9 protein-coding genes are annotated in these 10,812 nt (G+C 74.1%); all 9 read right to left on the bottom strand.

Annotated features, from left to right (window positions below):
* Positions 1-283: 283 nt before the first annotated feature.
* Positions 284-1,261, bottom strand: a complete 978-nt coding sequence (locus tag ACFVXJ_RS10670) for an NAD(P)H-quinone oxidoreductase (protein WP_389661334.1) — start codon at positions 1,259-1,261, stop codon at positions 284-286.
* 87 nt (positions 1,262-1,348) lie between these two features.
* Positions 1,349-2,437, bottom strand: a complete 1,089-nt coding sequence (locus tag ACFVXJ_RS10665; RefSeq protein WP_389661332.1) for a potassium channel family protein — start codon at positions 2,435-2,437, stop codon at positions 1,349-1,351.
* A complete protein-coding gene (locus tag ACFVXJ_RS10660) occupies positions 2,425-3,771 on the bottom strand; it encodes a molybdopterin molybdotransferase MoeA (protein WP_389661330.1) in 1,347 nt (448 codons plus the stop codon). Before ACFVXJ_RS10660 ends, ACFVXJ_RS10665 begins: the two co-directional genes overlap by 13 nt.
* Complete coding sequence (locus ACFVXJ_RS10655; RefSeq protein ID WP_389661328.1) at positions 3,768-4,631, bottom strand: NTP transferase domain-containing protein; 864 nt, start codon at positions 4,629-4,631, stop codon at positions 3,768-3,770. Before ACFVXJ_RS10655 ends, ACFVXJ_RS10660 begins: the two co-directional genes overlap by 4 nt.
* 211 nt (positions 4,632-4,842) lie before the next feature.
* Entirely contained in the window at positions 4,843-5,382 is a 540-nt protein-coding gene (locus tag ACFVXJ_RS10650; protein ID WP_361312768.1) for a bacterial proteasome activator family protein, read from the bottom strand.
* Positions 5,383-5,507: 125 nt separating this feature from the next.
* Entirely contained in the window at positions 5,508-8,252 is a 2,745-nt protein-coding gene (locus ACFVXJ_RS10645; RefSeq protein ID WP_389661326.1) for an ABC transporter permease, read from the bottom strand.
* A gap of 167 nt (positions 8,253-8,419) precedes the next feature.
* A complete protein-coding gene (locus ACFVXJ_RS10640; protein WP_389661324.1) occupies positions 8,420-9,163 on the bottom strand; it encodes an ABC transporter ATP-binding protein in 744 nt (247 codons plus the stop codon).
* A gap of 24 nt (positions 9,164-9,187) precedes the next feature.
* Positions 9,188-9,964, bottom strand: a complete 777-nt coding sequence (locus ACFVXJ_RS10635; protein ID WP_389661322.1) for a helix-turn-helix transcriptional regulator — start codon at positions 9,962-9,964, stop codon at positions 9,188-9,190.
* 128 nt (positions 9,965-10,092) lie between these two features.
* Positions 10,093-10,671, bottom strand: coding sequence for a hypothetical protein (locus tag ACFVXJ_RS10630; RefSeq protein ID WP_389661320.1), 579 nt, complete (start codon positions 10,669-10,671; stop codon positions 10,093-10,095).
* Between the last annotated feature and the right edge of the window lie 141 nt (positions 10,672-10,812).

Below are 10,812 nucleotides of genomic sequence, written 5' to 3'. Positions count from 1 at the left end.
ACCGCCGCGCCCGTCCGGGCGCGGGTGCCGCCCGTGTACGGGCACCGGGCGACGTTCCGTACGGCCCGGCCCCCACCCGGGGCGTCCAACGTCCGTACCCCGTCGACCCCGAGCGGGATCGCGGCCCCCGCGTCGGCGGCACGGCGGCCCATTTCAGCACGGTCGCCTCCCACCCGGTGCGGTGCAACCGGCGGCGGTGGCGAGTTCGCCGATGCGCCCGGGGAGGGACCGCAGCGCCCGCGCCCTGGCGGGCCCGTCGCGGCGGCCCTCGGAGGACCGGGCGTCAGACGGTCAACAGCAGCTTGCCGACGTGCGCGCTGGACTCCATCACCCGGTGTGCCTCGGCCGCTTGCGCCATCGGGTACGTCGCGTGCACCACCGGCCGGACCCGGCCCGTCGACACGAGCGGCCACACGTGCTCCCGCACCGCCGCCACGATCGCCGCCTTCTCCTCCAGCGGCCGGGACCGCAGGGAGGTCGCGGTGACCGCCGCCCGCTTGGCCATCAGCGCACCCAGGTTGAGCTCCGCCTTCACCCCGCCCTGGAGCCCGATCACCGCGAGTCGGCCGTTCACGGCCAGCGCGTCCAGGTTCCGCGCCAGGTACTTCGCACCGACGATGTCCAGGATCACGTCCGCCCCGGCCCCGTCCGTCGCGGCCCGAAGCTCTTCCACGAAGTCCTGCTCGCGGTAGTCGATCAGGATGTCGGCGCCCAGTTCCGCACAGCGCGCCAGTTTCTCCTTGCCGCCGGCCGTCACCGCCACCCGGGCGCCGACCGCCTTGCCGAGCTGGATCGCCATCGTGCCGATGCCGCTGGACCCGCCGTGCACCAGCAGGGTCTCGCCGGGACGGAGCCCGGCCACCATGAACACGTTCGACCAGACCGTCGTCACCACCTCGGGCAGCGCGGCGGCCGTCACCAGGTCCACCCCGGCCGGCACCGGAAGCAGTTGCCCCGCCGGGATCGCGACCCGCTCCGCATAGCCGCCGCCGGCCAGCAGCGCGCACACCTCGTCCCCCACCGACCAGCCGGAGACGCCCTGTCCGACCGAGACGATCCGCCCCGAACACTCCAGGCCCGGATGGCGGGAGGCGCCGGGCGGGGGGTCGTAGAAGCCCTGCCGCTGAAGGACGTCCGCGCGGTTCACGGCGCTCGCCGCGACCTCGACGAGTACCTCGCCCTGGCCTGCCACCGGATCGGGTGCTTCGGCCCACACCAGGGCCTCGGCTCCGCCGGGCTTCTCGATGGTGATCGCATGCATGGCCCGGAGGCTACGCGAACCGGGCCCCCACCGCACCGGTGACGGCCCCCGATGGCACGACGGCGGCCCCGCCGACCCGGCCGGCAGCTAACCGACAAGCCCCGGCGAAGCGGCCGGGCCCGCGCGGACGATGGTGATCAGACGGTCCGTCGACTGGAGCGGGCTCGCCTGTGGATCGTCGTAGGCGAGCAGCCGGTGCCCCCGCAGCACACTCACCACCAGGTCGTCCGTCTCCCGCACACCCTTGCCGACCTCGGGTCGGGTGACGGGTCGTTCGATCAGGTCCAGGCCGCTGCCCTGCTGGATCAGGTCCTCCATCACGGTGCCCGCGCTGGGGCTGAGCACCGACAGGCCCAGCAGCCGGCCCGCCGCGCTCGCGCTCGTGATGACCGCGTCCGCCCCGGACTGTCGCAGCAGCGGCGCGTTCTCCTCTTCCCGGACCGCCGCCACGATCTTCGCGCCCCGGTTCAGCTGGCGCGCCGTCAACGTCACCAGCACCGCGGTGTCGTCGCGTTGTGTGGCGATGACGATCTGCCGGGCCCTGGGCAGTTCGGCCCGCAGCAGCACATCCGAGCGGGTGGCGTCGCCGACGACTCCGGTGAAACCCTCGGCGGCCGCCACGTCGATCACCTTGGAGCTCGGATCGACGATCACGATCTGGTCCTTGCGCAGGCCGGTGGCCAGCAGCGTCTGGAGGGCAGAGCGGCCCTTCGTGCCGAACCCGACGACGACCGTGTGGTCACGCACGTTCTTCCTCCAGCGGTTCAGCCGCCACTCTTCCCGGGTCCGCTCGGTCAGGACCTCCAGGGTGGTTCCGACCAGGATGATCAGGAACAGCACGCGCAACGGCGTGATCAGCAGGACGTTGGTCAGCCGTGCGCTGGCGCTGTACGGGACGATATCGCCGTAGCCGGTCGTCGAGAGCGTCACGGTCGCGTAGTAGACGCAGTCCAGGAAGTCGACCGTCTCGTTGGCGTTGTCGTGATAGCCGTCGCGGTCGAGCCACACGATCAGCACGGTCAGGCACATCACGAAGAAGGCCACCAGCAGCCGTCGTGCCACCTGCCGCAACGGCTTCTGGACGACGCGCTTGGGCAGGGTGACCCGCCGCGCCACGAGCGCCTCGTCCGCTTGCCGGGCCATCGCGTCCTGGCCGGGCTGTTTCACGTGAAACATCCTCCCGAGGCCCAGGGCAGGTCGAGCATCTCCAACTCCTGCCCCGACCGCGCGCCGTGCGGCGGTACGACGGCCAGCGCGTCGGCGGCCGCCACACCGCGGAGCATCGCCGGACCGTGGTAGCGCAGCGGCACCGCGTGTTCCTCGGTGAGGAGCACCGGCACGAGCCGGGTGTCGTACGGGTGGCCGGGGACATCGCCCTGCACCGGAACGGCGTATCGCGGGCGCCTGCGCCGACCAGCGAGCGCGCGCAACAGCGGTTCGGCGAGCGTCAGCAGTCCGGAGACGGCGGCCAGCGGATTGCCGGGCAGCCCCACCAGGTGACGGCCGTCGACCCGGTCGCCGATCCGGGCCAGCAGCATCGGATGCCCGGGGCGTACGGCGACCCCGTCGATGAGCAGCTCCGCCCCGGCCCGGCTCAGGACGGGGTGGACGTGGTCGACGGGGCCCGAGGCGGTGCCGCCGGTGGTGACGATCAGATCGGCGGTGGACGTGGTGACGGCCTCGAACAGGGCCTCGGCCCCGGCCGGATCGTCGCCGAGCCGTCGTGTGCCGGTGACTTCGGCGCCGAGCCGCTCCAGCCAGGGGCCGAGCATGGGACTGAGGGCGTCGCGGATGAGGCCGTCGTGGGGGCGGCCCTCGGTGAGCAACTCGTCGCCGAGCACCAGGATTTCCGCGGTGGGCCTGGGCCGGGTCTCCAGCTCGTCGTATCCGGCGGCCGCGGCCAATCCGAGCAGGGCCGGGGTGACCAGAGAGCCCGCCGGCAGGAGCAACTCGCCGGAACGGCACTCCTGGCCGCGCGGGCGGATGTCCTGGCCGGTGACGACGGGCCGCTGGGCGTACAACTGGCCGCCGTCCTCGCGGGCGTGCTCGCTGCGGATGACGGCGGTGGTGTCCGCGGGGATACGGGCGCCGGTGGCGATCGGCACGGCCTCGCCGTCGGCGAGGGGCTCGGGCCGGTCGGAGCCGGCCAGTATCCCGGCGCCGGGCCGCACGGACCACGGGCCGGGACCGGCCACGGCCCAGCCGTCCATGGCGGAGGTGTCGAAGGAGGGCAGGTCCGTGAGGGCGTCCAGGGGCGCGGTCAGCACCTCGCCGAGGGCGTCGGCGAGCGGGACGCGGTGGCTGCGGGCGCGGACGCCCGAACCGGCCCGGATGGCGGTTTCCCGGGCCCGGGGCCAGGACGCGGCGCGGTGGCCGCCGGCGGCGCGGGCCGCGTCGGGCGCGTCGAGGGGGCCGGACGCGCCCGGGGCGCCCGACGCGGAGGGCGAGGGATCGCGGCTCACCAGGGCGAGGGCCTCGTCCAAGGCGCGGTCTGCGTCGGTGCGGGTCATCCGGTGCCGGTTTCCGTTCCGGCCGCGGGGGCCTCGTCGGCCCAGCGCAGGGCCAGGGCGGCGGCCTTGCGGGAGGCGTCGGCGACGGCCTGGGCGGGGTCCGCCCCGGTCGCCTCGGCGCGGGCCGCGGCGTACCCCACGAGAAAGGTGGTCAGCGGGGCGGCGGGCCGGTCGACGCCGTGGGCGGCGTCACGGGCGAGGTCGAGGAGGGCTTTGGTGTCGACGGGGAGGTCGATGCCCAGCTCGTTCTTGACGGCGGTGATCCATTGCTCCAGCACGGTCCCATGCTCTCTGATCCGGGCGCGGGCCGTCGCGAGATCGTCCCAGGTGTCGCAGTCGAAGGAGGCGAGTGGCGCAGCGCCGGTGACGGTGGTGAGGTCCAGTTCGGCGGTGAGGGCGCGCAGCGGCAGCCCGGCCAGGGTGCCGTGTTCGGTGGCCAGCAGGGCGATTTCGCGGCGCAGGGGCTCGGTGCGGTAGGCGGCGACGAGGGGCTGGTCGCGGCCGTCGGGGTCGCGGAGCATGACCCCGTCGGGGCCGGGCGCGTCGAGCAGGGCACGGACGGTGTCCCGGTCCAGGAAGGGAAGGTCGGCGGAGAGTACGAGGACCCGTGCGGCCGAGGTCCGGTGGAGCCCGGCGTCGAGCGCGGCCACGGGGCCGCCGCCGGGCGGGTCCTCGCGGGTCCAGCGGACGGGGCGGGTGGTGGGGCGGCGGGTGCCGACGACGACGGTGGTGTCGGCGTCGGCGCAGGCGTCGAGGACGCGGTCGAGGAGGGTGCGGCCGCCGACGTGCAGGCCGGGTTTGTCGGCCCCGCCCAGTCGCTGCGCGGCGCCGCCGGCGAGGACGATCGCGTCGTAGCTCATACCGATGAGTATGCGGGGGGTGTGTTGCGGGCCGGTTCCGGCCTGCGCCGGGGGCCGCCCTGTCGGCCGTGAGGACGGGTCCCGTGTCGGGTGGGTGCGGCCCACCGACCGGGGCTCCGCCCCCTGCCTCGCGCCTCAAGCGCCGGCGGGGCTGGATCCGGCGGGCGGTGGGCCGGCCCCGCGCTCCGGGTGGGGCGCGGGGTGGCGGGGGTTAGAGGTAGGGGCCCGAGCGGATGGCGCCGTGGGGGCCTTCTTCGTCGTCCTCGTGGGACGCGCCCGGCGGGAGGGCGCGGCGCATCTGTTCCAGTTGCGCCCGCGCCGCCATCTGCTGCGCGAACAGGGCCGTCTGGATCCCGTGGAAGAGACCCTCCAGCCAGCCCACCAACTGCGCCTGCGCGATCCGGAGTTCCGCCTCCGACGGGATCGCCTCCTCCGTGAACGGCAGGGACAGGCGCTCCAGTTCCTCGACCAACTCCGGGGCGAGGCCGTCTTCCAGTTCCTTCACCGACGCGGCATGGATGTCCTTGAGCCGGACCCGGCTCGCCTCGTCGAGAGGTGCGGCGCGTACCTCTTCCAGGAGTTGCTTGATCATGCTGCCGATCCGCATGACCTTGGCGGGCTGTTCGACCATCTCCGTCACCGGGACCTCGCGCGACTCGTCATCGGCGTCGCCGACCGCCGACCCGTCTTGTCCCACGATCAGGACGTGCGGGGGGCTGTCCTGCGACCGTTCACTCCTCGGCATCTCCATGCCGCCATTCTCTCGCACACCTCCGTACTCCCACGGTGTGCCCCCGCACAGGCGTGATCCACCCTGTGCGAGGGCCCGTAATCAAACAGTGAGCTCCGCTGATCAGCCGCCGGTCAGCCCGTCGGTCAGCCCGTCGCGCGCCGCGCCAGCGCGCCGCTCGACCTCGTCACCAACGCCGCCAGCACCGCGGCCCCCAGCGGGACCAGCACCAGCAGCCCGCCCAGCGTCTCCCACGGCACCGCGAACGGCACGTAGGCGATCTGGTCCGAGCCGGAGTGCGAGATCAGCCCTTCCAGCGCGTGCCGTTCGGTCAGCCGCAGCCCCGCGGCCGGCAACAGCCCGGCGGCGGTGCCGAGGGCGACGCCCATGAGGGCCACCACCCCGCACTGGAACCCGCTCAGCGTCCGCCGCACCCGCGGCGGCGCCCCGACGGCGGCCAGCGTCTTGAGGTCGGCCTCGGCGTCGGCCTGTGCCAGGCCGGTGGCGATGCCCGCCGCCCCGATGGTGACCAGTCCCGCGAAGATCGTCAGGGCGAGGATCGCCAGACTGTCCCTGCCCTGGTAGCCCTCCTCGATCGTGACGGGGGCGTCGATGCCGATCCGGTCGATCCCGGCCGCCAGCGCCTGGCGTTGGGCACTCGTCGGCTTCTCCGCGAGGGTGAAGTAGGTGCCGAACGGCGCCGTGCCCAGGCCAGCCGCCCGCACCGCCCCGGGTGGCAGGACCACCTCGATCCCGTATCCGGTGACCGTGTCGGGCGTCTGGTGGACCGGGAACACCTTGTCGACTCCCTTCGGGTCGTCACCGGCCCGCGGCGTGCCCTGCTCCTGGCCGTCGTCGGTGACGACCCGCAGGGTGATCTTGTCGGCCTTGACGTTGCGCCGGTCGAACGAGACGGCCTGCCCGGACCGCAGCGCGGCGGCCGCGCCCGGGTCGCTGACCCCGAGCACCGTGAGCAGCTTCTCGTCGGCCACGACCGTGTCGCGCGGCTGCATGTACTGCTGCTCCTTGCAACGCCAGTCCTTGCGCAGGGCGCGCAGCCGTTCCCGACTGAAGTCGGACGACCCGTTCTTCGACTCGTAGAGCGGACAGCGGTTCTCCGGCGGCTTGATGATCTCCAGTCGCCCGCAGCCCGGCTCGGTGGAGTACGCGTCACAGGACGGCTTGCCCACCACGACCCGGTCCACGTCCGCCCGTACGGCCAGGGAGAACTCCTTGGCAAGGGCCTGGCGCGCGGCGGGCACGTCCCTGGAGCGGTCGTCCTCCCGGTTCGTCAGCATGCCCGCACCGGCCGGCAGCGAGGCCACGTACTCGTGCCGGGCCTGGAGGTCCTTGCTGTGCTGGTACGTGGCCACCGCCACGGTTCCGGCCACGGCGGCGAGCACGGCCGCCACCGCCGGCGCCGTACGCCCCCGGTTGCGCACGGCGTCGCGCAGCGCGAGCCGCGGCGACAGCGGCAGCCACCGCCCGGCCCGCCCGAACAGCCCGACCAGCGTCGGTGTCAGGGCGACGACGCCCAGTTCGGCCAAGGCGCTGCCACCCGCCACGACCAGGGTGCCCATCCCGGAGAGGGCCCCGTACAGGGCGAGCGCGGCGCCCGCCGCGATGGCGACGATCCCGATGACGGGCAGCACGCGGTTGGCACGCCGGACCCCGCGACGACCCGTCAGCGAGGCCAGGACGGTCTGCCGGGAGGCGGTGACGGCGGGGACGATCGCGGCGAGCAGGCCCGTCAGTACGGCGACCAGCGCGACGGCGGCCAGTTCCAGCGGCCGGACCTCGAACCCGCCCCAGCGCAGCCCCAGGTACTCCTCCAGCACCGGCCGGAGCCCGACGGTGAGGGCCACGCCGAGGGCGGTGCCCACGATGGCGGACGCCGCGCCGATCACCAGGCCGCCGGACAGGACGATGGCCCGGATGTGCCGCCGGTCGCCGCCATTGGCCCCGACCAGGCCGAGTTGGCGCGCGGAACGCCGGGCACCGACGGCGAACGCCGGACCGGCCAGCAGGCAGACCTCCAGCATGGCGAGGCCCACGACCGTGGCGAGCACGGTCAGTTCGACCGCTCGCGCCGACGAGCCGTCGTAGTCGTCTGCACTGCCTTCCTTGCGCTGCTGCGCGTACAGCGGGACGTCGGAATCCGCCGGCGGGTGGAGGGCGACGGTGCGCGAGACGGCGAGGAAGCCCTTGGCGTTGGCCGCCCGCACCATGTTCCACGTGAAACCATCACCGCCGACCTTGACGAGGAAGGTGTCGTCGACGCCCAGCCCTTGCGCGCCGGCCTGTGTGAGGGCCCGGTCGAGCGGGCCGAGCAGGGTCCGGGGCGGCGCGATGATCTGTGGGGTGTTGAGCGCGGACGGAAGCTCGTACGCGCCCACGATCCGGTAGGACCGGGTCGCGCCCCGAGGGGTCAGCTCGGACCCGACGAAGAAACCGGACTCCTTGAGGAAGGAGTCGGTGGCGATGACCTCCCCCGCCACGGCGGGCAGCCGGCCCCGCTTGAGGGTGAGCATCCCCTCCACGAGCGGGCTGGCCGTGTCCACCTCGCGCAGATCGGTGTCGAGCAGTCCGTGGGTGGTGCGGACCTTCGCGCTGCCGTGGCTGTCCTGAAGGGTCTGGGCACCCGGCGGGAGGAGGGACGGGACCGGAACGTTCTCGTGCTTCGCCTTCGAGGGGTCGAAGTCCCGGTAGCCGCCGACGGGTTCGTACCGGTCACCCGACGGGTTCTGGTAGACGGCCGAGCCGAAGGAGGTGGCGTTCAGCCGCGCGTCGGCGGCGCCGATCTGCCGGGACAGGGACTGCTCGGTGGAGAGTTCGGAGCTGCGCCATGTCAGGTCGACGGCGCTCACGCCGACGATCGGCAGGGCGATCATCGCCAGGACGAGGGCGCTGCGTCCCTTGGCACGCCAGGCGTCACGGCGGGCGATGCGGACCGCCGCGACCCACCCGTGGTACCAGGACGAAGGAAAGGACGAGGTCCTTGACGACGGCCGGGACGACGGCCGGGACGACGGGTCGGCCGACGGCCGGGACGACGGGCTCACAGGCCGGCCACCCGCCCGGAGAGCAGCGAATCGGCCCCGCTGCGTACCGTCGAGTCCACGACGCTGCCGTCCCGCAGGAACACGACCCGGTCGGCCCAGGCGGCGAACCGCGGCTCATGGGTGACCAGGATGCCGGCGGCACCGGCGTCACAGCGCGAGCGCAGCAGCGCGAGGACGGACTCGCCGGTCTCGGAGTCGAGGGCGCCGGTGGGCTCGTCGGCGAGGACCAGACGGCGGTCGCCGACCAGGGCGCGGGCGATGGCCACGCGCTGTTGCTGACCGCCGGACATCTCGTCGGGGAACCGGTCGGCGAGCTGCCCGAGGTTCATCTCCTCCAGCGCGGCCAGCGCCGAGGCGCGCGCCTTGCGGGCGGATATTCCGTCCAGTTCGCGGGGCAGCGCCACGTTCTCGGCGGCGGTGAGGGCCGGGATCAGGTTGTAGTCCTGGAAGACGTACCCGATGCTGCGGCGGCGCAGGGCGGCCAGTTGCCCGCGGCTCGCGGTGGTGAGGTCGGTGCCCTCGACGATGACGCGGCCGGAGCTCGGGGTGTCGAGTCCGCCGGCGAGGGTGAGCAGCGTGGACTTGCCGGAGCCGGAGGGGCCCATGACGGCGACGAGTTCGCCGGGGTGGACGGCCAAGTCGATGCCGCGCAGGGCGTGCACCTCGGTGGCGCCGCTGCCGTGCGTCCGGACGAGTTTCTCCAACTGGAGTACGGGGCGCTGCGTGTGCTGGTCGGGCATGTGGGTCCCCCCTGGAACGGTGGTTCAGCGCCGCCGCGGGCGTGCGGTGCGGTGCGGGTCGGTGGTCGCCGCGGCGCCGGGGCCGCTCACGGCCGCCGCGGCGGGCGCGTCGGCGGGCGCGTCAACGGCCTGGGTGGAAGCGGCCTGGGCGAAGGTGGCCGGGGTGGAGGCAGCCTGGGGCGAGCCGGCCGGGGTGGCGGCCACCGGAGTGGACGTGGCCGGCGGCGGGCCGGGCTCTTCGGCGGTCGGAGCGGCCGTGTGGGAGAGCCGCACGAGCCGTGTCTCGCAGTGGTCGAGCCAGCGCGCTTCGGCCTCGGTCTGGAAGATCAGCTGTTCCAGGACCAGCAGCCAGGCCAGGTCGTCGCGTTCACGGGTCTTGCCGCTCTCGATCGCGGCGAGCGCCTGGGCTTTGAGCCGGGTGTAGTCCTGCATCGCCTGGATGGTGGCGTGTCGTTGGGACTGGATGACCGCGCGGATGTCGACGCCCGGAGCGCCGACGGCCATGGCGAGCTTGATGGACAGCTCGTCGCGCGGCGGGTTGGTGCGGTCGACGGGGCGCTCGTACCAGGCGTGCAGTTCGGCGCGTCCGGTGTCGGTGATGGCGTAGAGCGTGTGGCCGGCCGGGTCCTCGCCGCCGGGGGCGACGAGGCCGTCGCGCTCCAGCCGGGCGAGGGTCGTGTAGACCTGCCCGACGTTGAGCGGCCAGGTGGAGCCGGTACGGGATTCGAACTCGGTACGCAGCTGGGAGCCGTACCGAGGACCCCTTTCGAGCAGTGCGAGAAGGCCGTGACGGATGGACATACTCAGTATGTATACCGAGTATGCACGCGTCCGCAACCGCCTGAGGTCGTACGTCGTGAGAGGGACGGGCCGCCCCGCGGGCCCCGCGCGTCACGCTGCCCGGTGCCTCGTGGGCCGGCGCTTGCGCGCTACGGACCCCGGCGCAGCCGCACCCCGATGAACCCCAGACCGAGCCCCATCAGGGCGAGCCCCGTCCCGAGGGGAAGCATGTGCGCGGCCAGATCGGCGGCCCGGTCGTTCCCCCCGGTACCGAGAACGCCGACCCCGGTGCCCGGACTCGCCTCCCCCTCGGGGCCGGGGCTCGTCGCGGACGAGGGCGTCCCGGGCGGGGCGGTGGACGGGGCGGTGGACGGCGCCGCGGACGGCGGTCCGATCGGCGCGGTGCCGGGCGGGAGGGCGGGCGGTCGCTGTGGACGCGCGGGCCGTTGGCGCGGCCGGGAGGCCACCATCGCCTCGGGGTCCGCCGGCTCGCCCACGGGCCGTCCCGGGTGCTCGCGCCCCACCCCGGCCGCACTCCCGGCCAGTTCCTCGTACGCCTCTCGGGGTACGTCATCGGATACGTCGGCCACCGGGTCGGCGCTCGCGGAGGCGATCGGGACCCGCGCGGAGGCGGAACCCCGGCCTTGCGCGGGCGCGACGCCCAGAACCGCGACGGCGACCAGCGCGGCCCAGGCCGCCCACACCGGCGCGCGGAGGCGTTGGGTCACCGGAAAGCCCCTCCCGTCCGAGCGGCGCGGGCGGCGCGAGCGCGCGGGACGGCGGTCGCTCGGGCCCGTTCAGGGCTCACACTCGCACGGGGGGACAAAAGCGGCATCCCGGACCGCCCAACAGGGTGGCCCGGGATGCCG

Source organism: Streptomyces sp. NPDC058279, from assembly GCF_042881255.1.
In the GTDB taxonomy this organism is placed as follows: domain Bacteria; phylum Actinomycetota; class Actinomycetes; order Streptomycetales; family Streptomycetaceae; genus Streptomyces.
Note: the sequence above shows the minus strand (reverse complement) of the source record. Positions and strands in the feature narration are given on the sequence as shown.

Coding starts and splice junctions, on each gene's coding strand:
- ACFVXJ_RS10670 (WP_389661334.1), bottom strand. CDS start 1,261: ATGCATGCGATCACCATCGAGAAGCCCGGCGGAGCCGAGGCCCTGGTG.
- ACFVXJ_RS10665 (WP_389661332.1), bottom strand. CDS start 2,437: ATGTTTCACGTGAAACAGCCCGGCCAGGACGCGATGGCCCGGCAAGCG.
- ACFVXJ_RS10660 (WP_389661330.1), bottom strand. CDS start 3,771: ATGACCCGCACCGACGCAGACCGCGCCTTGGACGAGGCCCTCGCCCTG.
- ACFVXJ_RS10655 (WP_389661328.1), bottom strand. CDS start 4,631: ATGAGCTACGACGCGATCGTCCTCGCCGGCGGCGCCGCGCAGCGACTG.
- ACFVXJ_RS10650 (WP_361312768.1), bottom strand. CDS start 5,382: ATGGAGATGCCGAGGAGTGAACGGTCGCAGGACAGCCCCCCGCACGTC.
- ACFVXJ_RS10645 (WP_389661326.1), bottom strand. CDS start 8,252: ATGATCGCCCTGCCGATCGTCGGCGTGAGCGCCGTCGACCTGACATGG.
- ACFVXJ_RS10640 (WP_389661324.1), bottom strand. CDS start 9,163: ATGCCCGACCAGCACACGCAGCGCCCCGTACTCCAGTTGGAGAAACTC.
- ACFVXJ_RS10635 (WP_389661322.1), bottom strand. CDS start 9,964: ATGTCCATCCGTCACGGCCTTCTCGCACTGCTCGAAAGGGGTCCTCGG.